The 23,256-nt window shown below is 60.4% G+C and carries 20 protein-coding genes and 1 pseudogene; 19 read left to right on the top strand and 2 right to left on the bottom strand.

Annotated features, from left to right (window positions below):
• Nucleotides 1-2 precede the first annotated feature (2 nt).
• From oadA to Thiowin_RS02040, 15 genes and pseudogenes are all read left to right on the top strand, one after another.
• The gene (gene oadA, locus Thiowin_RS01970) at nt 3-1,832 is read left to right on the top strand and encodes a sodium-extruding oxaloacetate decarboxylase subunit alpha (protein ID WP_328986076.1); all 1,830 of its coding nucleotides are present in this window, start codon (nt 3-5) and stop codon (nt 1,830-1,832) included.
• 4 nt (nt 1,833-1,836) lie between these two features.
• Nucleotides 1,837-2,970, top strand: a complete 1,134-nt coding sequence (locus Thiowin_RS01975) for a sodium ion-translocating decarboxylase subunit beta (RefSeq protein ID WP_408034149.1) — start codon at nt 1,837-1,839, stop codon at nt 2,968-2,970.
• Between the two features lie 330 nt (nt 2,971-3,300).
• The gene (locus Thiowin_RS01980; protein WP_408034256.1) at nt 3,301-3,660 is read left to right on the top strand and encodes a hypothetical protein; all 360 of its coding nucleotides are present in this window, start codon (nt 3,301-3,303) and stop codon (nt 3,658-3,660) included.
• A gap of 187 nt (nt 3,661-3,847) precedes the next feature.
• Nucleotides 3,848-4,027: a 50S ribosomal protein L32 gene (gene rpmF / locus Thiowin_RS01985; RefSeq protein ID WP_328986077.1), complete on the top strand. Its 180-nt coding sequence runs from the start codon at nt 3,848-3,850 to the stop codon at nt 4,025-4,027.
• 225 nt (nt 4,028-4,252) lie between these two features.
• Nucleotides 4,253-5,242, top strand: a pseudogene (gene plsX, locus Thiowin_RS01990) (phosphate acyltransferase PlsX); the annotation flags it as partial.
• Between the two features lie 110 nt (nt 5,243-5,352).
• Nucleotides 5,353-6,309: a beta-ketoacyl-ACP synthase III gene (locus Thiowin_RS01995; RefSeq protein ID WP_328986079.1), complete on the top strand. Its 957-nt coding sequence runs from the start codon at nt 5,353-5,355 to the stop codon at nt 6,307-6,309.
• Nucleotides 6,310-6,369: 60 nt separating this feature from the next.
• Entirely contained in the window at nt 6,370-7,332 is a 963-nt protein-coding gene (gene fabD, locus Thiowin_RS02000; protein WP_328988182.1) for an ACP S-malonyltransferase, read from the top strand.
• The gene (gene fabG, locus Thiowin_RS02005; protein ID WP_328988183.1) at nt 7,322-8,065 is read left to right on the top strand and encodes a 3-oxoacyl-ACP reductase FabG; all 744 of its coding nucleotides are present in this window, start codon (nt 7,322-7,324) and stop codon (nt 8,063-8,065) included. The genes fabD and fabG overlap by 11 nt, the downstream gene beginning before the upstream one ends.
• A gap of 105 nt (nt 8,066-8,170) precedes the next feature.
• Nucleotides 8,171-8,407, top strand: a complete 237-nt coding sequence (gene acpP, locus Thiowin_RS02010; protein ID WP_328986080.1) for an acyl carrier protein — start codon at nt 8,171-8,173, stop codon at nt 8,405-8,407.
• 391 nt (nt 8,408-8,798) lie between these two features.
• Complete coding sequence (gene fabF / locus Thiowin_RS02015) at nt 8,799-10,037, top strand: beta-ketoacyl-ACP synthase II (RefSeq protein ID WP_328986081.1); 1,239 nt, start codon at nt 8,799-8,801, stop codon at nt 10,035-10,037.
• Between the two features lie 49 nt (nt 10,038-10,086).
• Nucleotides 10,087-11,130, top strand: a complete 1,044-nt coding sequence (gene mltG / locus Thiowin_RS02020; RefSeq protein WP_328986082.1) for an endolytic transglycosylase MltG — start codon at nt 10,087-10,089, stop codon at nt 11,128-11,130.
• Nucleotides 11,131-11,174: 44 nt separating this feature from the next.
• Nucleotides 11,175-11,804 (top strand): dTMP kinase, encoded by a 630-nt coding sequence (gene tmk, locus Thiowin_RS02025; protein WP_328986083.1) that lies wholly within the window; start codon nt 11,175-11,177, stop codon nt 11,802-11,804.
• On the top strand, nt 11,801-12,859 hold the full coding sequence (locus Thiowin_RS02030; RefSeq protein ID WP_328986084.1) for a DNA polymerase III subunit delta': 1,059 nt from the start codon (nt 11,801-11,803) through the stop codon (nt 12,857-12,859). Before tmk ends, Thiowin_RS02030 begins: the two co-directional genes overlap by 4 nt.
• Before the next feature lie 110 nt (nt 12,860-12,969).
• Nucleotides 12,970-13,326 carry a PilZ domain-containing protein gene (locus Thiowin_RS02035; protein WP_328986085.1) on the top strand — a complete coding sequence of 119 codons (357 nt, stop codon included), beginning with the start codon at nt 12,970-12,972 and terminating at the stop codon, nt 13,324-13,326.
• Nucleotides 13,327-13,354: 28 nt separating this feature from the next.
• Nucleotides 13,355-14,164, top strand: coding sequence for a TatD family hydrolase (locus tag Thiowin_RS02040; protein WP_328986086.1), 810 nt, complete (start codon nt 13,355-13,357; stop codon nt 14,162-14,164).
• 67 nt (nt 14,165-14,231) lie between these two features.
• Here the strand turns inward: Thiowin_RS02040 and yhbY are convergent, their stop codons facing one another.
• Together yhbY and Thiowin_RS02050 are read right to left on the bottom strand one after the other, a co-directional pair.
• Complete coding sequence (yhbY, locus tag Thiowin_RS02045; protein WP_328986087.1) at nt 14,232-14,537, bottom strand: ribosome assembly RNA-binding protein YhbY; 306 nt, start codon at nt 14,535-14,537, stop codon at nt 14,232-14,234.
• Nucleotides 14,538-14,575: 38 nt separating this feature from the next.
• The gene (locus tag Thiowin_RS02050; protein WP_328986088.1) at nt 14,576-15,571 is read right to left on the bottom strand and encodes a YhdH/YhfP family quinone oxidoreductase; all 996 of its coding nucleotides are present in this window, start codon (nt 15,569-15,571) and stop codon (nt 14,576-14,578) included.
• Between the two features lie 142 nt (nt 15,572-15,713).
• Between Thiowin_RS02050 and Thiowin_RS02055 the strand changes: the two genes are divergently transcribed.
• The 4 genes from Thiowin_RS02055 to Thiowin_RS02070 all read left to right on the top strand — a co-directional run bounded on the left by Thiowin_RS02055 (nt 15,714) and on the right by Thiowin_RS02070 (nt 23,253).
• The gene (locus Thiowin_RS02055) at nt 15,714-16,190 is read left to right on the top strand and encodes a hypothetical protein (protein ID WP_328986089.1); all 477 of its coding nucleotides are present in this window, start codon (nt 15,714-15,716) and stop codon (nt 16,188-16,190) included.
• Between the two features lie 125 nt (nt 16,191-16,315).
• Complete coding sequence (locus Thiowin_RS02060; protein WP_328986090.1) at nt 16,316-17,368, top strand: glucokinase; 1,053 nt, start codon at nt 16,316-16,318, stop codon at nt 17,366-17,368.
• Nucleotides 17,369-17,472: 104 nt separating this feature from the next.
• Nucleotides 17,473-19,188, top strand: a complete 1,716-nt coding sequence (locus Thiowin_RS02065; protein WP_328986091.1) for an autotransporter assembly complex protein TamA — start codon at nt 17,473-17,475, stop codon at nt 19,186-19,188.
• A 9-nt stretch (nt 19,189-19,197) separates the two neighbouring features.
• Complete coding sequence (locus tag Thiowin_RS02070) at nt 19,198-23,253, top strand: translocation/assembly module TamB domain-containing protein (RefSeq protein ID WP_328986092.1); 4,056 nt, start codon at nt 19,198-19,200, stop codon at nt 23,251-23,253.
• The last annotated feature ends 3 nt before the right edge of the window (nt 23,254-23,256 follow it).

Raw genomic sequence — 23,256 nt, forward strand, 5'->3', positions numbered from 1 at the left:
GCATGAATCAGAACAATGCTCTTGCCATCACCGATTTGGTGCTGCGCGACGCCCACCAGTCGCTGCTTGCGACCCGCATGCGCATCGACGACATGCTGCCCATTGCCGCCAAGCTCGACCAGGTCGGCTTCTGGTCGCTGGAGTCCTGGGGCGGAGCCACCTTTGATGCCTGCATCCGCTACCTGGGCGAAGATCCTTGGGAACGCCTGCGTCGGCTCAAGGCGGCAATGCCAAACACCCGTCAGCAAATGTTGCTGCGCGCGCAGAATCTGCTTGGCTATCGCCACTATGCCGACGATGTGGTGGATGCCTTTGTCGAACGCGCGGTCAAAAACGGCATTGATGTTTTCCGCATCTTCGATGCCATGAACGATATTCGCAATTTCCAGCGCCCGGTCAAGGCCGCGCTGGCCACCTCGGCCCACGCCCAGGGCGCGCTGAGCTACACCGTGAGCCCGGTGCACAAGATCGACTACTGGGTCGATCTCGCGCGGCGACTCGAGGATCTTGGCTGCCATTCCATCGCCATCAAGGATATGGCCGGGCTGCTGCGGCCCTATGTCGCCGAGGAACTGATCGGACGCCTGAAGGAGTCCTGCAAGGTGCCCATTGGCCTGCATTGTCACGCCACCACTGGGCTGAGTACCGCGACCATTGTCAAGGCGGCCGAGGCCGGTGTCGATGTGGTGGACACGGCTATTTCCTCCATGAGCATGACCTACGGCCACTCACCGACCGAGTCGGTGGTCGCCATCATGCAGGGCACCGGTCGCGACACCGGGCTCGACATCAAGGTGCTGGAAGACATCGCCGCTGATTTCCGCGCGGTGCGCAAGAAATACGCGCGCTTCGAGGGGGCGCTCAAGGGCGTGGATTCACGCATCCTGGTCGCCCAGGTGCCAGGCGGCATGCTCACCAACATGGAAAACCAACTGCGCGAGCAGGGCGCGACCGAGCGCCTCGACGAGGTGCTGGAGGAAATTCCCCGGGTGCGCGAGGACCTGGGCTACATCGCCCTGGTGACTCCCACTTCGCAGATCGTCGGCTCCCAGGCGGTGCTCAACGTCCTCATGGGTGAGCGCTACAAGAGCATCACCGGCGAGACCGCCGGAGTGCTCAAAGGGACCTATGGCTCGACGCCAGCGCCCGTCAATAAAGACTTGCAGGCGCGGGTGCTCGAGGGTGCCAAGCCCATCAGCTGTCGTCCGGCGGACCTGATCGCGCCCGAGTTGAAAAAGCTTACCGCCGAGTTGAAAAAACTTGCCAAGGAGCGCGGCATCCGGCTGGCCAATGCGGTGGTGGACGATGTCATCACCTATGCCATGTTCCCGCAAGTGGGCCTGAAGTTCCTGGAAAATCGCGATAATCCCGAGGCCTTCGAGGCGCCGCCCTGGGAGCTCGATCAGCGCGAGGCGGCCAAGTTGGCCGAGGCCAATGCACCAACCTCGGGTGCTTCGGCGGCGGGTGCTCCAGCAAGCGCCAGTTCGGCGGGCGGCCCGGAAGCCTACCGCATCGAGGTCAATGGCAAGAGCTACGATGTGCGTGTCTCCCCGGCGGGCTCGGTCGAAAGTGTCGCGGCGGCACCCGCCGCGGATACAGCAGTCCAGCCGGCAGGCGAACAGCAGGTGCTTGAGTCGCCCCTGGCGGGCAATATTGTCAAAATTCCGGCCAGTGCCGGACAGTCAGTCGCCGCTGGCGATGTGGTGGTGGTGCTCGAGGCCATGAAGATGGAAACCGAAGTGCGCGCCCCGGCGGCTGGCAAAGTCCTTGAGATCCGGGTGAAGGAAGGCGACGCGGTGTCGCTGGGCGCTCCCCTGGTTGTGCTGGGATAATCCCGTGGAAGAATTGCTCAAACTCTGGGCGTCCATGGGCATCGCCAACCTGACCTGGGGTCAGGTGCTGATGATGGCGGTGGCGGGCGGCTTGATCTATCTCGCGATCGCGAAAAAGTTCGAGCCGTTGCTGCTGGTCCCCATCGGTTTTGGCGCGCTGCTGAGCAACATTCCGGTGGCCAATATTGGTGGGCCGGATGGGATGATCGGGCAGATCTACACCGTCGGCGTCGAGACCGGCATCTTTCCGCTGCTAATTTTCATGGGGGTTGGCGCCCTGACCGACTTCGGTGCCCTGATTGCTCGCCCCTCGACCCTGCTGCTGGGCGCGGCGGCGCAGTTTGGCATCTTCGCCACCCTGCTGGGAGCGGTGGCGCTGAACTTTCTCCCCGGCTTTAACTTCAGCCTCCAGGATGCCTCGGCCATTGCCATCATCGGCGGTGCCGATGGGCCCACGGCTATTTTCCTCGCCTCGCGATTGGCGCCCGATTTGCTTGGAGCCATTGCCGTGGCCGCCTATTCTTACATGGCGCTGGTGCCTATCATTCAGCCACCCATCATGCGCCTTCTCACCACCAAGGAAGAACGTGCCGTGGTCATGCAGCAGTTGCGGCCGGTGTCGCGTTTGGAACGCATGCTGTTTCCCTTTGTGGTGCTGCTGCTGTGCGCCATGCTGCTGCCCTCGGCGGCTCCGCTCATCGGTATGCTCACCTTTGGCAATCTGCTGCGTGAATGCGGCGTGGTCGAGCGCCTGAGCCGCGCTGCCCAGAATGAAATTATCAACATCGTCACCATCATGCTTGGCCTGGCGATCGGCTCCAAGCTGTCGGCGGACATGTTCCTGACGCTCGAGACCCTGGGCATTCTGGCGCTTGGCGCCCTGGCCTTCTCGATCGGCACCGCGGCCGGCGTGCTCATGGGCAAGATCATGCACCGGGTGACCGGCGGCAAGGTCAATCCGCTCATCGGTGCCGCCGGTGTGTCGGCCGTGCCCATGGCGGCACGGGTGGTCAATCGCGTCGGGCTGGAAGAAAATCATCAGAACTTCCTGCTGATGCATGCCATGGGGCCAAATGTGGCGGGTGTCATTGGCTCGGCGGTGGCGGCTGGGGTGCTGCTGGCGCTGACCGGGAGTTGATCCAATGTTGCCAACATTGTGTCAACCTTGTATTAAGTCTCTGCGCAAGCGGCCATATTGACCGCGAATACTGCGGCGGGCTATACTGAGCGGCTGATGTCGAAGGATTTGCCCTCTTTGGTCGACCCCTTGCGGGCTGTCGCCCAGAATCAGCATTATGCGGGCACAATCAGCGCCACTGCCTTGGCTCGCTTGCGGTCGCTCATCGCGGAGCCGAGCGGAGAACTGATGTACAGCTTGCATTTCGCTAGGGATGTCGCCCGTCGCCCTGTCGTGCATGTTGCCGCTCGGGGCTTGCTTCGTTTGACGTGCCAACGCTGTCTCGGGATTATGGACTGGCGGCTTGATGAGTACTCGGTGCTTGCGTTGGTGCAGGGTTTTGATGAAGCGGGCCGCTTACCAGATAACTATGATCCACTGTTGCTTGAAGAGCCACTGTTGCAGCCACTTAAGTTGATTGAGGACGAAATTCTACTTGCAATTCCGGCGATTCCGCGGCATCCGCGTTGCAATGCGCCAGATTCGCCTCTGACTGGTCCGCCAAAGTCGCTTGACTTGGCGCCTTTGATGCCAAACCGGGCGCATTCCGGGCTGCCATTGGCTGAAGATCGAGCTGAGTCGGCGCAGGCATCCAGTCAGGACGCTTCACCTTTTGCTGTTTTGGCGGACTGGAACGCAAGTCGCGACTGACATCAAGTCGGTATCAATCGACTCGGCATCAATGGTTGCCCAGATTGATTCCAGGTCTTTGCCAGGTTCTCGCTAGATTATGACTGGCCTTCGTCTAACGCGGGCCGGGTATTTCTTTTGGTTTCTGTTCGAGGGCCTTGGCGTTTGTCGACGCTGGCCCCGGCGCTTGAGTATTTTGGAGATTCCAATGGCTGTTCAGCAAAATCGCAAGACCCCATCAAAGCGTGGCATGCGCCGTTCCCATGATGCGCTCTCCAAGCCAACCCTGTCGGAAGACGGCACCACGGGTGAAATCCATCGTCGGCACCACATGACATCAGACGGCTTTTATCGCGGTCGCAAGATCATCGACAAGTCAAGCAACTGAGGCACGCTGCAGGCTGTCCGACAGGTTCATCGGGTTCTCTTGCTGTGCCGGGATGCCGCGGCTTGTCCTTTTCTCTGACTGGCCAGACTTTGCTTTGCGCCTGACCAGTGTCTTCTGCCAGCCTTGGATGCCAGTCTTGTTGACCAGCCTAAAAGGCGGTTATTCCCACGAATCATGGATCGGGATGGCTGTCCGCCTCACTCAACGTTATCGAGGATTGCTGATTTGAGCTCGAGCCACATCATAGCCCTTGATGCGATGGGGGGGGATCACGGTCCGGACATTGTGGTGCCGGCTGCCGTCGAATTTCTTGACAAGGCCAAGGATACCCTGTTGATCTTGGTCGGACGCGAAGAACGACTGCGGCCCTTGTTGGGCGATAAGGCCAGGCATCCGCGCCTGAGCTTGCATTCGGCGTCGCAGGAGGTTGGCATGGATGAGCCGCCCTCCAAGGCACTGCGCAGCAAAAAAGATTCGTCCATGCGCGTGGCGCTTGATCTGGTCAAGCAAGGTCGCGCCCATGCCTGCGTCAGCGCGGGCAATACTGGCGCGCTCATGGCGACTGCCCGTTTTGTGCTCAAAACCCTTCCCCATGTTGATCGCCCGGCAATCATGACTGCCGTGCCGGCGGTCAACGGCCGCACCCACATGCTTGATCTTGGCGCCAATGTGGACTGCACCGCCGAGCAGTTGTATCAATTCGCGGTTATGGGCAGTGAGTTGGTACGCGCTGTCGATGGTCTGCAAGCTCCGCGCGTGGGGCTCTTGAACATCGGGGAGGAAGAGATCAAGGGCAATGAACAGGTCCGCCAGGCGCATGAGTTGCTGAGCAGGAGCTCGCTGAACTTCGTCGGTTATGTCGAAGGCGACGACATCTATCTTGGCGATGTCGATGTGGTCGTTTGCGATGGTTTCGTCGGCAATATCGCCCTCAAAACTAGCGAGGGCGTGGCGCGCTTGCTGGCGCATCGGCTCAAGGCGCACTTCAATCAGAATCTTCTCACGCGTTTGTCCGGGCTCATGGCGCTTCCGGTGTTGCGTGCTTTTCGCAAGGAGGTCGATCCGCGCCGGTATAACGGTGCGAGTCTGCTCGGATTGCGCGGCATCGTGGTTAAAAGTCATGGTGGCGCCGATGTGCTTGCCTTTGAGAACGCCATTCATATCGCGCGAAAAGAAATCCAGAGCAATATTCCCGAGCGTATTGAACACGAGGTCGCCGCGCATTTCGTGGTACCCCATTTGAACCTTTCCTCGGTCGTGGCGGAATCTGCCGATCCGCTCAGCGGAACAGCCGCGGCTGGTCAACAACAGAGGGCAATCGCCTGATGGCCTTCGCGAGGATTCTTGGTACCGGCGGCTGTTTGCCGGAAAAGGTGCTTACGAATCATGACCTTGAACAAATGGTCGATACGACTGACAGCTGGATTCGTGAGCGTACCGGTATTGAGCAGCGGCACATTGCGCAAGAGGGTGAGACCTGCGTTGATCTTGCCGAGCTTGCCGCGCGTCGCGCGATAGAATCCGCTGGCATTGCTCCGGAAGACATTGATCTGATCATCGTGGCAACCACCACCCCTGATCAGATTTTTCCGAGTAACGCCTGCTTGTTGCAGCATCGGCTTGATATTCACGGGTGCCCGGCCTTCGATGTGCAGGCGGTTTGTACGGGTTTTGTGTATGCGCTCTCGGTGGCGGAGAAATTTGTTCGCACGGGGGCGGCACGCACGGCGTTGGTCGTGGGAGCCGAGACCCTGTCGCGGATAGTCGATTGGACCGACCGCATAACCTGCGTGCTGTTCGGCGATGGGGCCGGGGCCGTGGTGCTCCGGGCGGCCGATGAACCGGGCATACTGTCATCGCATCTGCATGCGGATGGGGCCTACAAATCCTTGCTTCAGGTTCCTGCTGGCATTGGTAACGGCGGCACGGGTTCGCCTTACATGGAAATGAAGGGAAATGAGGTTTTTCGCGTCGCCGTGACAACGCTCGGGCGCATCGTTGATGAGGCACTGGACGCCAATGGCATGGAACGCTCGGATATCGATTGGCTGGTTCCTCATCAGGCAAACTTGCGCATCATCCAGGCCACCGCGCGCAAGCTCGATCTGGATATGGAGCAAGTGGTTGTCACCGTTGGTAAGCACGGCAATACCTCGGCCGCTTCCATCCCGCTCGCGCTCGATCAAGCGGTCCGCGATGGCCGCATCCAGCGCGGCCATACCTTGCTCATGGAGGCCTTCGGTGGTGGCTTTACCTGGGGATCCGTGCTGGTGCGCTATTAGGCTGGGGCTGCAAGATTCGATTCTTTCTTCATGTCCGCGACAAGTTTCAGTGAACGACCGATGAGTACCCGACTGGCCTTTGTATTCCCCGGACAGGGTTCGCAATCCGTCGGCATGTTGAGCGAACTGGCGGGCGCGTTCCCGCAGGTAAGCAAGACCTTTGCCGAGGTCTCGGAGGTGCTGGAATGCGACCTGTGGTCGCTCATCAGCGAGGGGCCTGCTGCGGAACTCGACAAGACACAAAATACCCAGCCCGCGATGCTCGCGGTGGGCGTTGCCACGTGGCGCTGCTGGCGCGATAGCGGTGGGCCCGCGCCCGAGGTCATGGCGGGCCACAGTCTGGGCGAATACACTGCCTTGGTCTGTTCCGGGGCGTTGGAACTAACTGACGCCGCACGTCTGGTCGCCGAACGCGCCCGTCTCATGCAGGAGGCGATGCCAGCTGGTGCCGGTGCCATGGCCGCCATTCTGGGGCTTGAGGACGAACAGGTGCTGCAGCTGTGCGCTCACCAGGCAGGCGAGCAGGTGCTTGAGGCGGTAAACTTTAACGCGCCCGGTCAAGTGGTCATTGCTGGACAGCGCGAGGCCGTCGCAAGAGCTTTGCCCGCGGCCAAGGCATTGGGCGCCAAGCGGGCACTGCTACTCCCGGTTAGCGTACCATCGCATTGCGCGCTCATGCGCCCCGCGGCCGAGCAACTTGAGTCTGTCTTGGCTGGATGCCCGATGCGGATGCCCGAAATTCCGGTCGTTCATAATGCCAGCGTCTCGGCGGCGTCGAATCTTGAACATCTTCGCGAGCTGCTTGCACAGCAACTCTTCCGGCCGGTGCGCTGGGTGGAGAGCGTTCGGTTAATGGCCGGGCAGGGCGTTGAACGCTTTATTGAATGCGGGCCAGGCAAGGTACTCGCGGGTCTGGGTAAGCGCATCGACAAGGCGCGCCCAACCACAGCGATTGTGGACGTGGTGACGCTCCAGGCGGCCATCGAGGAGCTATCGGGTGAGGAGGCATTGGCTGATGGATAATGAAATTGCACTGGTAACAGGTGCGAGCCGAGGAATCGGTCGCGCAATTGCCCTTGCCTTGGGTCAAGCCGGGGCGCGGGTTGCCGGCACCGCGACAACAGAGGAGGGCGCGCGGCGCATTCAACAGGAATTGGCCGATCAAGATGTCCGTGCTTTGGGTTTGTGCATGAATGTGACGGATAGGCTGAGCATGGATGCGGCACTCGCGCGCATCAGCGCGGACTTCGGTGCCAGCCCTTCGGTTTTGGTCAATAACGCTGGCATCACCAAAGACAACCTGATGATGCGCATGAAAGACGAGGAGTGGGACAAGATTATCGCCACCAACCTGAGCGCGGTCTTTCACCTCACCAAAAGTTGCATGCGGGCGATGACCAAGGCGCGTCATGGCCGCATTATCAATATCACCTCGGTTGTGGGCTTCAGCGGCAACGCCGGACAGACTAATTACGCCGCCGCCAAAGCCGGCTTGGTCGGGTTTTCCAAGTCGCTCGCACGCGAGATCGGTGGGCGTGGCGTCACTGTTAATTGCGTCGCGCCCGGCTTTATCGCGACCGATATGACGAGTGCCCTGCCAGAGGCCCACCGGGATGCGTTGCTTGCAAACATTCCGCTTGGGCGGCTTGGTCAAGCCGAGGAGGTTGCCGCGGCCGTTGTTTTTCTGGCGTCGCCACAGGCTGGATACATCACCGGCGAGACCCTGCACGTCAATGGTGGCATGCTGATGACCTAAGGTTGCAAGAGCCGGTTTTTTCGGCTTTCAACCTGGGGTTTTTGTCTCTAAAATACCGCGACCCTCGATTCTTGGGGGTTTCATTCACTGGAGGTTTGTCAAACAATGAGCAGCGTTGAAGAGCGAGTCCAAAAAATTGTTGTCGAACAGTTGGGCGTCAAGGAAGAGGAAGTCACCCCGGAGGCTTCCTTCGTTGACGATCTCGGTGCTGATTCGCTCGACACTGTCGAACTGGTCATGGCACTCGAAGAGGAATTCGAGACCGAAATTCCCGACGAGGACGCCGAGAAAATCACCACCGTCAAACAGGCAATCGACTACATAAATGCCCACATGGGGTAAATCGCGACTCGGGGACAACCTCCTTCAGACTGAATCCGGGCGTTTTGTCATTTCATCCATGTGGCTATAAGTGTCCATGTGGATGTCACTGCGGCCCTGTCGCTGAACGGTACAACTGATCTGGCTGTGATGTTATGCTAGTGCTGTTGGCCTGTTGTCGGTCTGGTATTGAGTCAGTTGGTTGTTCACGTGTTCAGATGTTCCCTGTTTGGTTTCCCCTTTTTGGTTGTCTAGCTTGCATACCTGGCTGGCATGTCCGGCTCGATGTCTCGCTTGGGCACCAAGAAGGTCCAACTAATTTAGTGCCCTATCCGTGCACATTAGCCTGGTTTTCCAATGGTCATCCCGCACATGGGGCATTGGCGAGCAGGAGTGAGTGAAGAGGTGATACATGTCAGGTAGAAGGGTTGCCGTTACCGGCCTGGGTATTATTTCCCCTGTCGGGCTCGATATCGCCTCAGCCTGGGACAGCATCTTGAATGGCCGCAGTGGCATTCAGACCATTACGCACTTCGATGTGACGCCCTTCAGCACGCGTTTTGGTGGTCCCATTTATAACTTCGACGCAACTGAATATGTGTCGAAGAAAGACCTCCGCAAAATGGATGCCTTTATTCATTACGGCATGGCGGCGGGCATTCAGGCGATTACTCACTCGGGGCTTGAAATCACCGACGAGAACCGTACCCGAATTGGCGTTGCCGTTGGCTCTGGTATCGGTGGAATCACCGGTATCGAGAACAACTATGGCAATTATCTCAGTGGTGGGCCGCGCAAGATTTCGCCCTTCTTCGTGCCAGCCAATATCGTCAACATGGTAGCCGGAAACCTGTCTATTAAGTATGGTCTTAAGGGGCCAAATTACTCCATTGTCTCCGCCTGCAGCACGGGCACCCATAACATCGGTGAGGCGGCGTTGATGATCCGCCATGGCATGGTGGATGTGATGATCGCCGGTGGGGCGGAAATGGCGACCTCTCCCGTGGGCCTTGGTGGTTTCGCGGCCGCGCGAGCGCTTTCGACACGTAACGACGATCCCGAGGGCGCCAGTCGCCCTTTTGACAAAGAGCGCGATGGTTTTGTCCTCAGCGATGGCGCCGGTATCATGGTGCTGGAGGAATACGAAATGGCGCGCGCGAGAGGGGCCACCATACATGCCGAGATCCTTGGTGTCGGCATGAACTCCGATGCCTACCACATGACTGCCCCGTCCGAGGACGGTCAGGGTGCCTGCGATTGCATGAAACTCGCGCTTGCCGATGCCGGCCTGAATCCGGAGCAAATCGACTATATCAACGCCCATGGCACTTCCACCCCGGCCGGCGATATCGCCGAGGTAAAGGGGGTCAAACTCGCGTTGGGGCAGCACGCCAAGCAGGTGGCGGTGAGTTCGACAAAATCCATGACTGGACACATGCTTGGCGCAGCCGGTGGCGTGGAAGCGATTTTCTGCGTGCTTGCCCTGCGCGATCAGGTCGCGCCACCCACGATCAACTACACAACACCTGACCCCAACTGCGATTTGGACGTGGTGCCCAATCAGGCACGCGAGATGCCGATACGCTACGCGCTCAGCAATTCCTTTGGCTTCGGTGGTACCAACGGTACCTTGATCCTTAAGCAGGGTTGAGCGTTTTGAGCCGCGACTGCCGATATGAGTCGCGTTTTGGCGGGCGCTGATGAAGAACACCCTGATTGCTCTGCTGTTACTGGTCGGCCTCGGTGCGGGGATAGGTTACTTTTTTTGGGAAGATTATCAGCATTTTCTGGTAACGCCCATCGCCTCAAGTCGTGTCGATGCGCAGGACGACGCGGTGATTCTGGAGGTGCCGCGCGGGGAGGGGCTGCGCGACCTCGCCAGCCGACTGCAAGCCGATGGTCTGATTGACAATGCCCATTATCTGATTGCGCTTGCCTACAATCGCCGGCAGGCGGATCAAATCAAGGCAGGCGAATATGCGCTAACGCCTGAGATGACACCAGGGCAACTCCTTGATCTACTCGTTTCCGGTCGCTCCATCCAATACCCGGTTACCCTGATCGAAGGACGAACCTTTAGTGACGCCCTCGCGAGCATCGCCGCCGAACCTGAGTTCAAGCACGAACTTCAGGATCTCACCGATGCCGAGATACTTGCCGCGCTTGATCTCGACATTGAACATCCCGAGGGTTGGTTTTTCCCCGATACCTATTTATTCCGTCGCGGAGCAAGTGACATCCAGGTGCTGCGTCGGGCGCACGAGCGCATGCGTGAAGTCCTTGATGAAGAATGGGGCAACCGCGATGCGGATCTTCCGCTGACATCGCCCTACGAGGCACTGATTCTTGCCTCTGTGATCGAAAAAGAAACCGGCCTTGGCAGCGAGCGCCCGGAGATTGCCGGCGTCTTTGTGCGTCGCTTGCGCAAAGGCATGCGGCTGCAGACGGATCCAACGGTGATCTACGGCCTTGGAGCCGAGTTCGACGGCAATTTAACGCGCGTCCATCTTGAAACGGATTCGCCTTACAACACTTACACCCGCGGTGGTTTGCCGCCGACGCCTATCGCCCTGCCCGGGCGTGAGGCCATTCATGCCGCCCTGCATCCAGAAGACGGCGAGACCCTCTATTTTGTCGCGCGCGGCGATGGTAGCCACTATTTCTCAGCCACGCTCGATGAACACAACTGCGCCGTGCAGCGCTTTCAACGCGGTGGTCAGTGCGATCCGGCCCGCTTCCGGTGAATCAGGGAGGGGCGGCAATGAGACCAGGGCCGCCACAGGGGTGCTTGATCACGCTCGAGGGCATTGAGGGCGCGGGTAAGTCGACCCAGTGCGAGACCCTTGTCGCGACTCTCGCGGAACTTGGCATTCCATTTTTGCAGACACGCGAGCCCGGCGGTTCACCCATTGCCGAGCGCATTCGTGCCCTGCTATTGGATCCGGAGCAGGAGGGACTCTGCGCCCAAGCGGAATTGCTGCTGATCTTTGCGGCACGCGCTGAACACCTGGCGCAATCTGTGCGGCCTGCACTGGAGGCCGGTACCTGGGTGTTGTCCGACCGTTTTACCGACGCGAGTTTTGCCTATCAGGGTGGTGGGCGTGGGATTTCGGCTGAGTCCATCGCCGGGCTGGAGACGCTGGTGCAAGGCGCCTTGCGTCCCGACTTGACCTTTCTGTTCGATCTGCCAGCCGAGCTTGGCCTGAAGCGTGCCAAAGCGCGTGCCGACTTGGATCGTTTTGAAGCTGAAACACTCGGGTTTTTCGAGCGGGCGCGTCAAGTCTATTTGCAACGTGCCAAGCTGGACCCTGCGCGCTTTCGGGTGCTGGATGCCACACAGGATGTCGAGCAAGTGGCGCGGCACGTCCGGGAAGCCTTGGTGGACTTTGTCGCGCGCAGGCCGTTCTCGGGGCAATGAGCAAGCTGTCCTCTGCCCCCGTCCCCGTTGCCACTGCCGGGCGGGAACTTCCACCCTGGCTTGTTGGGCATTGGCAGCGCTTATGGAAGGCACAGGTCAAAGGGCGTTTGGGACATGCCTGGCTGTTCACGGGGCCTGTTGGGCTGGGCAAGCGGCTTTTTGCTGAGCGGCTCGCGCGGGCGTTGTTGTGTCAGCATCCCGATGAGGATGGCGCGCCCTGCGGTGTTTGCAGCGAATGTCACCTGATCGACGCCGGTTATCATCCGGACTTGCAGCGCATAGTGCCCGACGCCGAGAGCGCCAGTGGCGAGATTAAAGTAGATGCGATTCGCGAGCTGGTCGCGCTCGAGAATCTTACCAGCCATCGTGGAGGTTACAAGGTCGTCCACATCGTCCCGGCCGAGGCCATGAACCGGGCGGCAGCCAACAGTCTGCTCAAGACGCTAGAGGAGCCGACCGAGCGCACCTTACTGCTGTTGATTGCCGATGATGCAAGCCGGCTTCCCGCGACCATTCGCAGTCGCTGTCAGCATCTGGTTTGCGTGCCTCCACCTGAGCACGAGGCACTGCCTTGGCTCGCTGCCATGCTCCAGTCCCCACCCGCGCCGCCCGAGTTGCTGTTGCGCCTGGCGCGGGGCGCGCCGCTCAAAGCCCTGACCATGGGGCAGGCGGACTACCTCAGTTTGCGTCGCCAGGGCTTTCAGCAGTTTCTTGGCGTTGCCGAGGGTCGTGAAGACCCGCTTGCGGTGGCGGCGGCCTGGCAGTCGTTGGATATGCCCCTGTTGCTGGAACTTGCGTTGGGTTGGTTGTGCGACATCGCGCGTTTGATTGGCGACCCCCAGGCGCAATATCTCAGTAATCCGGATTTGCATGATGCATTGCTGGCATTGGCCTTGCGCCTGCCGAGCGAGAAACTGCACGAGTTTCTGCGTCACTGCCTGCGCGCAGGGTCACTCCAACAAGGCTCGGTCAATAAGCAGCTGCTGTTGGAATCCTTGCTTATCCGGTGGGCACTCTTGGGAGCGGCGGGCGCGATGGCGTCAAGTTCGCAATGAGGTGTTGTGCTCTCATTGCTATAGAATAAAGCCGGTATCAATAATGGGTATCAGAAATGGGCAACAGCGACCAGCACCAAAAAAACGGCATTGGTAACCAGGATTAACTGATGGAAGGCGAAAAAAAAACCGGCCGTCAACGCATTCTTAGCTTCGCCATCAAGGACAAGAATGCCCTCTACGCCGCTTATATGCCCTTTGTCAGAAACGGTGGGCTTTTTATCCCCACCAGCAAGCGTTATCAACTAGGCGACGAGCTTTTTTTGCTGCTGCAACTCATGCAGGAGTCAGAGCGTATCCCGGTTGCGGGAAAAATTATCTGGATCACGCCGGTTGGCGCCGAGGGCAATCGTGCCGTGGGAGTCGGTATTCAGTTCAGCGATCAGGACAAAGGCATCGCCAGACGTAAAATCGAGGAATATCTCGCTGGCGCGCTGGAGTCTGATCGTGGCACCCATACGATGTAGTTTTTAATGGACTCCTTTGGCTTATCCGATGTTTGTTGATTCTCACTGCCATCTTGATCGTGTCGACTTAAGCGCCCATGGGGGCGACTTTGCCGCCATGATGGACCAGGCTGGGCAGGATGGGGTGAGCCGCATGCTGTGCGTCAGCATCGACTTGGAGCACTATCCCGCCATGCGAGCCCTGGTCGATCCCTATACAGAGGTGTTGGTGTCGGTCGGTGTGCATCCGAGCGAACAGCAGGGTCTTGAGCCCTCGGTGGCGGACTTGGTCAAGCTCGCCAGCGCCGATGCGCGTGTGGTTGCCATCGGCGAGACCGGCCTCGATTATCACTACAATGAGGGCGATCTCGACTGGCAGCGCGAGCGTTTTCGCCGCCACATTCAGGCCGCGCGGGACTGCGGAAAGCCCCTGATCATTCACAGTCGGGACGCCCGCGAGGACACTATCTCCATCTTGCGTGATGAGAAGGCGGCCAGGGTCGGCGGTGTAATGCACTGCTTTACCGAGACCTGGGAGATGGCCCAGGCGGCCTTGGAACTCGGCTTTTATATTTCCTTCTCGGGCATTCTCACCTTCAAAAATGCCGAGGCACTCAGTGACGTCGCCCGTCAGGTTCCGCTTGAGCGCCTGCTAATCGAAACCGACGCACCCTATCTCGCGCCCGTTCCACATCGGGGCAAGAAAAACGAACCCCGTTTCCTGCCTCTGGTGGCGGAGAAGATCGCGGAAATCCGTGGCCTTGACCCAGCGGAGGTCGCGGCCGTGACGGCGCGCAATTTCGAGCGGCTTTTTCTGCATGCCAAGGGCGGCAATGAGATGCTGGGTGGTGCAAGCTAGAATCGCTATCGCCCAGCCGTCTTGAGCAGCCTTCTTCTCAAGATCGGCCGGGACAATTGGCGGACAGCTAAACGGCTGGTAAACCGAGCGGTTCCGTCTTGTCGGGATTTGGGCGGTAGAAGCTGGCGCTATTGCCTACTCGCTGCACCAGTTCAGCCTTCGTGTCTTCAAGGATGGCGGCGATCAGCCGGTCTCGCTCGTCGCGGTCTCCGGCGCTGACTTTAATTTTGATCAGCTCATGGTGGTCCAGCGCAATGCGGATCTCCCGCAATACGGCCTCGGTCAAGCCATGCTGGCCGAGCATGACCACGGGTTTGAGATGATGCGCCTGCTGTTTCAGCCAGTGACGTTGTTTATTGGTGATGCTAGGCATGGTAAAGGTCGGGTTTTTAGTCGTCGGGGCCTGGGCGCTTAGTCGGTGGAGTGCGGATTCACCAGTACCCGGCCATGGGTCTGTCCGTCAAGCATGCGCTCAAAGATGACGGGCAGCCGGTCAAGGCCAATGCTATCGGTGCGGATCGGTTCCAGATTCAGTCGCCAGTCGCTGCCAAGGTGGCTCCAGAGCTTCTGACGCAAGTCCCTGGGTACATCCACCGAATTACAGCCGAGCAGCTTGATGCCGCGCAGAATAAAGGGCATGACTGTGGTGTGAAGCTCGGTTCCCCCAGCCAGGCCAATGCTGGCGATACAACCATTGGGGGCCAGGGTGCGGGTGATCTGCGCGAGCATGGCGCCACCGACATTGTCGATGGCGCCGCCCCAGACGGCTTTCTCGAGGGGTCGTTGCCCAGTGGGTAGTTCATCGCGCGCAAGAATCTGCTTGGCGCCGAGGTTCTGCAGCCAGGCCTTTCGCTCGGACTTGCCAGACACGGCCGCGACCTCGAACCCAAGCTTGGCCAGCAGGGCCACCGCGATGCAGCCAACGCCGCCGCTCGCCCCCGTGACCAGGATCGGCCCCATGCTGGGTTCCTGACCATTGAGCAGCATCTGATGGACCGCTAGAGCGGCGGTCAGACCGGCGGTGCCGAGCGTCATGCTCGCGGCGAGATCCAGACCCGGCGGCAGCGCGGTGAGCCAGTCACCAGGCACGCACAGGTACTCGCAATAGCCGCCATCATGGTCGAAACTTAGCCCCCAGCCGGTCACCAGCACCGCATCGCCGGGGTGAAAGTCCGCATGGGCCGAAACCTCCACTGTGCCGCTGGCGTCAATGCCGCCGGTCAGGGGAAACTGGCGCAGAATTTTGCCCGTGCCGGTTCCGGCCAGGGCATCTTTGTAATTGACCGAGGAATAGCGCACTCGGATCAGCACCTCCCCCGGCTCGGGGTTGGCGATGGTCAGGGTTTCGACTCCGGCGTGATGACCGTTAGCGTTGTGATGAATGCGAAAGGCGCGGGCAGTTCTCATATCCGGCTCTTGGTTTGGCGCGCAAGTGGCGCGGGCGAAATGGGAGCGATACCTTATCATGGAACCCAAAACAAGCGACTCCCGGTCGCGGTCAGCGGCGGTAACGGCAAGGCTCTCGGTAAGGCCCTCGGGGTGGTGGCTGGTGCTGGCCTGTCTTCTGCTCGCGGTGCTAGCGACTCTGGTGCTCAAACTGCGGCCCCTGCTGCACACACCAGTTGCGACCTTGGTTCAAGCAGCGGCAAGTTGCGACCTGGGCCAGCGTCCCTGCATAGCCGAATTTGCCGATGGCGGGCAGATAACACTGGCCATCGCGCCGGCCGGCGTTCCCTTGGTCACACCGCTGCAGCTGGATGTGCGGCTTGCGCGGATGTCGGCACCGCAGCGGGTCGAGGTCGATTTTCGTGGTGTCGATATGGATATGGGCCATAACCGTTTTGCCCTGCGGGCGGTGGTCGATCCTGATCAACGCGCGCCCGCCAGTTACAGCTATCGCGGTGATGGTATTCTACCGATTTGTGTGCGCCAGCGCATGTGGTGGGAAGCGCGTGTGCTGCTGTTTGAGCCCGAGGGTATACGGGCTGCGGCGTTTCGCTTTGAAACCCGGCGCAAAGCGAGCTGAAAACCCCTGTTTTATGTGTATAATCTTCACCTTAAACTTTGCACCATGACCCGAGTCAGTGGCGTGAAACAACCGTCTTCATCGACCGAAGTGGTCGGAACCCTGAGCGTTAGGGAGATCCTAGGATGACTCTATTGGTGGGTGATGTCGGTGGCACTAAAACCCAGATCGCGATCGCGGAAAAGGATGGCCAGGATTGGCGTTTGCGTGACATCCACCGCTATGTGAGCCAGGATTATTCCGGCTTGGACAAGATCTTGACCCACTATCTGGCCCAGCATCTGGCGCAAGATCCGGCCAGACTCGAGCAGCCTCCCGTGGCGGCTGCCCTGGCAATTGCCGGCCCCGTCGCGGATGATCGCAGCGAGACCACCAATCTGCCCTGGCAGTTGGATGCGCGGGCGCTGGAGGAGGCGACTGGACTCGCCCGCGTGCGTCTGCTCAATGACCTGGAGGCCATCGCTTGGGGGATTGCCGGGCTGAATAACGACCAGCTCCTGACGCTGCAAGTGGGCGAGCCCGGCGCGCGCGGTAATATTGCCGTGGTCGCACCTGGCACTGGCCTTGGTCAGGCTGGTCTGTTTTGGGATGGACAGCGCCATCGCCCCTTTGCGACCGAAGGTGGCCATACGGACTTTGCCCCCACGGATGCGCGCGAATTCGCTCTGCTCGAGCATCTGCAAGCGCGTTTCGGCCGGGTGAGCTGGGAGCGGGTGGCCTCCGGCATGGGGATCGGAAACCTGTATGATTTTCTGCACCTGTATCGCAATGCCGCGCATCATCCGCGAATGGCCGAGGTGCTGGCGCGACAGGACAATCCCCAAGGAGGGCAGACGGGCGACCTGGCTGCCAGGGTCGCCGCGTTGGCCGCGGCGGGAGACTGTGACATTTGCCAGGAGACCATGGCTTGGTTCATGCTGCTGCTCGGTCGCGAAGCGGGCAATAGCGCACTCAAGCTCATGGCGCGCGGCGGGGTCTATCTGGCAGGTGGTATTCTGCCGAAAAATCTTGATTTGCTTAAGCGTGGTGGGTTCATACAAGCTTTTCTCGACAAAGGACGGATGCGCGGACTACTCGAGGCCATGCCGGTGCATCTGGTGCTCGAGGAGTACTGCGGTCTCATCGGCGCCGCCCGTTTCCTGAGCGAGCCGGTCCTGAGCGAACCGGAACCCCGCTGACCCCAACACCCATGCGTTATCCATCCGGTCCTCTGGCGGAGGCGAAAGGCCCTCGCGCAAGCCGCGACATCTTCATACCGGTCCCTGTCTGGCTGCTGGTTTTGATGCTGTGGCTGCCTGGCGCGGCGGTGGCGCTAGCGTTGCAGGTCGAGGTCACGGGTTTGAGTGGTGAACAGGAAAAGAACGTCCTGGCAATGCTTGGTATCCATCATGAGCGCGAGGACAAAGACATCAGTCCACTGCGACTGATGGCATTGCACCGGCAGGCGCCGGAGCAGATTCGCACGGCGCTCGCGCCCTTTGGTCTTTATCGCGTCAGCATTCAAGACAGTCTCACGCCACCTGCCACGGATGACGGTACCTGGGTGGCCCGTTACAAGATCGATCCAGGACCGCCGGTGCGCATCGCCAGCATTGACTACCAGGTCACTGGACCCGGTGCCAGCGCTGGTGTTTTCCCGGACGCATTCCCGCTGCAGGTGGGCGATGTGCTCTTGCACGCCAACTACACCAAGGCCAGGGACAGCATCGAGAGCATCGCTTCCCAACAGGGCTATTTGGATGCGGCCATGACGCGTCATCAGGTGCTGGTGGATTTAGTGGCCTATCAGGCCAGGGTGGTCTTTCATCTCGACACCGGCCCGCGGTATTACCTCGGTAAGGTCAGCTTCGAGCAGGATCTGCTGGCAGATGACTTTTTGCAGCGCTATGTGCCCTTTGGACCAGGAGATGTCTATGATCCAGGCGAGCTGCTCGAGCTGCAGGGCCGCCTGCTGGGGACGGAATACTTCCAGCGCGTTGAAATCAATCCGCGCAAGCAAGACGCCGGCGTCGATCGCGAGGTGCCCATCACTGTGATTGCCGAACGCAACAAGGCCAATCGCTACCGTGTCGGGCTGGGTTTCGCAACCGATGTCGGCCCGCGTCTGACGCTTGACTACCGCCGCCGCTACATTGGCCGCCGTGGCCACAAGCTCAAGGCGGAAGCCTCGCTCTCGACCAGTATTCAGACCATCTACACGGAATACAGCATTCCGGTCGGTGATCCGATGCGCGACTCCCTGGTGATCAAGCCGCAGTTCGGCCTCTATGACACGGCAACCCGGCAGGGATCCATGTTCAAGCTGCAAACCTCCTGGTCTCATGTCGGGCCTTCGGGCTGGCGGCGCGATATCGGTCTCGATTATCAGTATGAGGACTTCGAGGTTAGCGATCAGGAAGATTCCGACTTCAATGGCCTGGTGCCCAATATCGCTTGGTCCAGGATTGTCGCTGATGATCCTATCAACACCCGCAATGGTTACCGCGTCAAGGCGCTGATTCAGAGCACAGTCGGCGGCGTGCTCTCCACCGATGCCTCCTGGCTCAGCGGCTCGCTGAATGCAAAGTGGATCAAAAGCTTTGGCGAGCGCTACCGCTTTCTCACCCGCGCCGATCTGGGGGCGATCTGGGCGGCGCACTTAGATGACGTACCGGCAAGCAAGCGCTTCTTTGCCGGCGGGGATAACAGCATCCGTGGCTGGGGCTACGACGTGTTGGGCCCGATTGATCCGGTCACCAAAAAAACCCTGGGTGGGCGTTATCTGGCAGTCGGATCGCTTGAGCTGCAACGGCGGATCAAGGGCAAATGGAGCGCAACGGTTTTTACCGATTTTGGCAACGCCTTCGATCCCGAGTACGATGCCGAATGGGAACAGAGTGCTGGGCTGGGTGTGAATTACCAAACACCACTGGGCCAGGTTCGGGTCAATGTGGCCTATGCTTTTACCAAAAATGACCCAGGCGTGCGCCTGCATCTGGTGATTGGACCCGATCTCTAACGCAAGCTTATGACCGCCACGGACGCCAACAAAGACCAAAGCGCCGGCAATCTCCCGCCGCGACGGCGCTGGCCTCTCTGGCGCTGGTTGCTGGGTGCCTTGACCACCCTGCTGCTGCTCCTGGTGTTACTGCTCGCCTGGGTGCTGACCACCCAGGGCGGTCTGCGTCTGCTGGTGGACTTGGGTGAAAGTGCCCTGCCGGATGCGCTTGAGGTCGGTGCCGTGGAGGGCCGGCTGATCGACGCTTTTCAGGTGCGGGATCTGCATCTGCGCTTGCCCGAGCTTGATGTGCGTGTTGCTCTAATCGACTTGCGTTGGCGTCCCGCACGCTTGCTCGGCGCGACCTTCAGCCTGGCGCGGCTGCATGTCCAAAAGGTCGATATTCTGACCGCTCCCAGTGACAAACCCGATCCGCCAGAGCCTTTCCAACTGCCGGAGATCAAACTTCCGCTCGCGCTTGAAGCCGACGCGGTGCTGTTGGAGCATCTGCGCCTGGGTGCCATGGATGCACCCCCTAAGCCCGGCCGCCCCGCCACGGAAGCGCCTGATCAACCGCTGCTTGCGCTCACACGGGCGGAACTGGCTGGTGCCATGAGCGGCTCGAAGGTCGAACTGCGCACACTCAGCCTCAGCCTGAGCCAGCCCGATGTCCAAGCCGAGGCCAGGGGTCAGCTCGAGCTGCGTGGCGACTATCCAGCCGATCTGCAGCTTGACTGGACGTTCGCCCAGGCGCCGGCCATGGAATTGACCGGCCAGGGCCGGGTGTCCGGCGATGCGCGCGCGCTCAGCATCGCGCATGGCATCAGTGGGTCCGCCGAGCTTCGGCTGGATGCCGAGGTGCGGGAGTTGCTCGCGCAACCGGCCTGGACCGCCACCATTGAACTTGAAGCGCTGGATTTGCCGCGATTGGTTGCCGGAGCGCCGCGGGTCGAGGTCAGGGCCAATCTCCGGTCCGATGGCACGCTCGAACGCGCCAGTCTTGCCGGCACGCTGAGCGCGGAAGCGCCAGATCATGGCGAAATGGGGTATCTGGGCGCGGAACTCGACTTGACCTGGCAGAATCAGGTGTTGCGCATCCAGGCGCTGAATCTCACCGAGCAGGGCTCGGGTGGTCTGCTTGACCTAAAGGGACAGATTGATTTCAAAGGCGCCCAAGGGCAGGTGGCGGTGACCGGCGTTTGGGAGGCGCTGCGCTGGCCGCTCACCGGCGAGGCACGTCTTCAGTCGCCGCGCGGCACCCTTGATGTCAGTGGTCAACTCGATGCCTTCGACTACCGTTTCTCGGCCGAGGCCTTCGGCCAGGGTATTCCGGAGACACGCTTGGCACTCAGTGGCGCGGGCGATCAGCAGGGTACCCGGATCGACGAGCTCAGGCTCGACAGTCTTGGCGGGCAGGCCATTGGCAAAGGCCGCGTCAACTGGAGCCCGGAACTCAACTGGGAGTTCGCTCTCACGGCGCGGGACATCAATCCTGGCCTGCAATGGCCTGGTCTGGATGGCGCGCTCAAACTGAAAGCCGAGACCTCCGGTAGTCTGGCGCGGGGCTACGGCTATCAGCTCAAGGCCGATCTTGGGCTCACCGCTTACCCGGCCATGATGGTGAATTTGACTGGCGAGGGCACCACGGCGGAGGCCCGCATTGACACCCTGAGCCTGGAAACCCTGGGCGGCCAGGTGACCGGGACCGCCAGCCTGAACTGGGTGCCAGAGCTTGCCTGGGATGCCGATCTAGCACTCAGCGACATTGATCCTGGTCAGTTCGCGCAAGATTGGCCTGGGCGTCTGTCCGGTCAGATCACAACTAGCGGGCATCTGACGCCCCAGGGCGCCGAGGGGTCGGCGCGCATCCGGGAGTTTGGTGGGCAATTGCGCGGCTACCCGGTTGGCATCGCCGCCTTGCTTGAGCTGGCCTCGGGGGCGGTTGAGATCCGCGAGTTCAAGGCGTACTCGGGCGCGACCCAAGTCACGGCAAGCGGACAAGCCGCGGAGACGTTGGCGGTCGATCTCAGTTTGCGCTCGCCGAACCTGAGCGAGTTGTTGCCGGCGGCCAAAGGGCGGCTCGGCATCGACGCGCAAGTGCGCGGCGAGACCAAAGCCCCGCGCGTGACTGTCGCCATTGATGGGCGTGATCTTGCGCTTCAAGGGCAGGGGATTGCCAGCATCAAAGGTAATGCCGATGTTGGCCTGGGTCCCGATGATCCCATCCAGGCGGAGCTGAATGCGTCCAAATTGCTGCTCGGTGGAATGCCTTTCGCATCCCTGCGGCTTACTGCCGAAGGGACCCTGCCAAGCCACCGCCTGAGCGCGGCACTCGCTGGCGAGACGCTCTCGCTGCAACTGGCCTTTGCCGGTCAGCAACAGGATCCAGGGGGGTATCGCGGTCAGCTCAGCACCCTAAAGCTCACCACCGCCGATTTTGGCACCTGGGCGTTGCGGCAGCAGGCACCAATGGTATTTCAGCAAAGCCAAATACAGGTCGGCCCTCTGTGCATCGGCGACGGTCAGGGCTCTGGCGGTTGTGCGCGCTTCAGTCAACGCCAGGCGGGGGACTTTGACGCGAGTCTAAAGCTCGACCGCTTCAACTTCTCTAGCCTCGAGGCGCTGATGCCGCCGAATCTGGAACTAAAGGGCCACGCAGTGCTGGATGCCAACTTCAAATCGCGCAACGCCGTCATCACCGGGCAAGCAAGTCTCAAGGTGCCGGAGGGGGGTGTTGATCTGGCACTGCCAAACGCCAACGAACAACTGGTGTTTTCCACCGCGGGCGCTGAACTGGTTGCGACGGTTGACGCAGTGAATGCCCAGTTAAAACTGCCCCTGCAAGGCCTTGGTGCACTGGAGGCCGATGCCAGACTGCCAGGGCTGGTGCTGGCGGCGCCGGATATTGAACGCCAGGTGCTGACAGGCGCGGTACGTCTTGACCTGCGCGATTTCAGCAGGCTGGAAAAATTGGCGCCGGATGTTCGGAACCTGACCGGCGCCGTTGCTGCCGATATCAAACTCGGCGGCACCCTTGGCAAGCCGATGTTTCAGGGGCAGGCAGAGCTCAAGCAGCTCGCCTTTCAGGTGCCGCTGATCGGATTGGCAGTCACCGATACCAATCTGACCGCCCGCACCCAGGGCAGCGAGCGTCTCGAGATGAGTGGCGGCGCCACCATTGGTGGCGGTCAGCTGGCGCTCACCGGCAGCGGTCTGCGCGCCGAGCAGGGCTGGACCATGGACCTCAAGCTCAACGGCGACAAGCTCAAGGTAGCTGATACCAAGGAATACTTCGCCCTGTTGAAGACCGATTTGACCGCCGGCTTTGGCCCCGATGGCGGCTCGGTGAAGGGGCTGGTCGAGGTTGAGGAGGCGCGCATCACACCGCGTTCGATTCCAGCGGGCACTGTCTCGACCTCGCCAGATGTGGTGGTGGTGGGGCAGGGCGATGCCGGTGAAAAAACTGCTGCCCCCTTTGCGGTCGATGTTCAGCTGAGGGTGCGTGATTCGGTGCGGATTGAAGCCTTTGGCCTGCGTGCCAGGCTGCGTGGTAATCTGCGCGCCTTCCAGGACCCTGGTCAGCCCTTGCTCGGCGACGGCCAGCTTGAGATTCTGGATGGCACCTACCGGCTGTCGAGCCAATTCGGCTTGCTAGCCAGCGTGGGCGCACCGCTCAAGATCGAGCAGGGTATCCTGGTCTTTGCCAAGACACCGCTCGGCAACCCCGGCCTGGTGTTGCGTGCCCAACGCGAGGGCGGCGACATGACCGCCGGCGTGCGCGTGCTGGGAACGCTGAAGAAACCCAAACTGACCTTTTTCTCTGATGCCGACTCCAGCATGACCGATTCGGAGATCGTCAACTATCTACTGACCGGTGTGCCACCCAGGGGCAACGCCAGCGATCTTGACCGCTCGCTCTCGGTCGGCACCTATATCGCGCCCAAACTCTTTGTTGAGTATGAAAGCAATCTGGGCGATCAGGGCGACAAGGTTAAGCTACGCTATGATCTCAACAATTGGATTCAACTGCAGACAGAAACCGGCGATACCCAGGGCGCCGATGTGTTCTTCAAATTCGAGAATTAAGCC

The sequence above is a fragment of the Thiorhodovibrio winogradskyi genome, assembly GCF_036208045.1.
In the GTDB taxonomy this organism is placed as follows: domain Bacteria; phylum Pseudomonadota; class Gammaproteobacteria; order Chromatiales; family Chromatiaceae; genus Thiorhodovibrio; species Thiorhodovibrio winogradskyi.

Bases quoted from the DNA above. Each gene is read 5' to 3' on its own strand.
- oadA (WP_328986076.1), top strand. From the start codon at position 3: ATGAATCAGAACAATGCTCTTGCCATCACCGATTTGGTGCTGCGCGAC.
- Thiowin_RS01980 (WP_408034256.1), top strand. From the start codon at position 3,301: ATGGACTGGCGGCTTGATGAGTACTCGGTGCTTGCGTTGGTGCAGGGT.
- rpmF (WP_328986077.1), top strand. From the start codon at position 3,848: ATGGCTGTTCAGCAAAATCGCAAGACCCCATCAAAGCGTGGCATGCGC.
- Thiowin_RS01995 (WP_328986079.1), top strand. From the start codon at position 5,353: ATGGCCTTCGCGAGGATTCTTGGTACCGGCGGCTGTTTGCCGGAAAAG.
- fabD (WP_328988182.1), top strand. From the start codon at position 6,370: ATGAGTACCCGACTGGCCTTTGTATTCCCCGGACAGGGTTCGCAATCC.
- acpP (WP_328986080.1), top strand. From the start codon at position 8,171: ATGAGCAGCGTTGAAGAGCGAGTCCAAAAAATTGTTGTCGAACAGTTG.
- fabF (WP_328986081.1), top strand. From the start codon at position 8,799: ATGTCAGGTAGAAGGGTTGCCGTTACCGGCCTGGGTATTATTTCCCCT.
- mltG (WP_328986082.1), top strand. From the start codon at position 10,087: ATGAAGAACACCCTGATTGCTCTGCTGTTACTGGTCGGCCTCGGTGCG.
- Thiowin_RS02030 (WP_328986084.1), top strand. From the start codon at position 11,801: ATGAGCAAGCTGTCCTCTGCCCCCGTCCCCGTTGCCACTGCCGGGCGG.
- Thiowin_RS02035 (WP_328986085.1), top strand. From the start codon at position 12,970: ATGGAAGGCGAAAAAAAAACCGGCCGTCAACGCATTCTTAGCTTCGCC.
- Thiowin_RS02040 (WP_328986086.1), top strand. From the start codon at position 13,355: ATGTTTGTTGATTCTCACTGCCATCTTGATCGTGTCGACTTAAGCGCC.
- yhbY (WP_328986087.1), bottom strand. From the start codon at position 14,537: ATGCCTAGCATCACCAATAAACAACGTCACTGGCTGAAACAGCAGGCG.
- Thiowin_RS02050 (WP_328986088.1), bottom strand. From the start codon at position 15,571: ATGAGAACTGCCCGCGCCTTTCGCATTCATCACAACGCTAACGGTCAT.
- Thiowin_RS02060 (WP_328986090.1), top strand. From the start codon at position 16,316: ATGACTCTATTGGTGGGTGATGTCGGTGGCACTAAAACCCAGATCGCG.
- Thiowin_RS02065 (WP_328986091.1), top strand. From the start codon at position 17,473: ATGCTGTGGCTGCCTGGCGCGGCGGTGGCGCTAGCGTTGCAGGTCGAG.
- Thiowin_RS02070 (WP_328986092.1), top strand. From the start codon at position 19,198: ATGACCGCCACGGACGCCAACAAAGACCAAAGCGCCGGCAATCTCCCG.